At 48.2% G+C, this 255-nt stretch carries 1 pseudogene; it reads left to right on the plus strand.

Annotated elements, in window-relative coordinates:
- A pseudogene (locus tag LK536_RS58865) lies at positions 1-228 on the plus strand (right-handed parallel beta-helix repeat-containing protein); the annotation flags it as partial.
- Positions 229-255: the final 27 nt, after the last annotated feature.

Below are 255 nucleotides of genomic sequence, written 5' to 3' on the forward strand. Positions count from 1 at the left end.
GCTGAATGCGGCAACTGTATCGAACTGCGCGGTTCGGGGCAGGCATCAAAAACAACCGATAACCTCATAGGGGCCGGGTATAAAGGGTATTTAATCTATGCCCAGAATTTTGGAGGACTTCTGGTCACGGCCAACAATATTTTTCCCCTTGGCACAAGCAGTGTCCACTTTGCAGGCGTGATGCGTTCCAGTGTTACAGGTAACCGCTTCCATTCATTTTATCCGTGAATGCTGGTATTTAAGGATGGATGTTCG

This window comes from Clostridium pacaense, assembly GCF_020709765.2.
GTDB classification, from domain to species: domain Bacteria; phylum Bacillota; class Clostridia; order Lachnospirales; family Lachnospiraceae; genus Enterocloster; species Enterocloster hominis.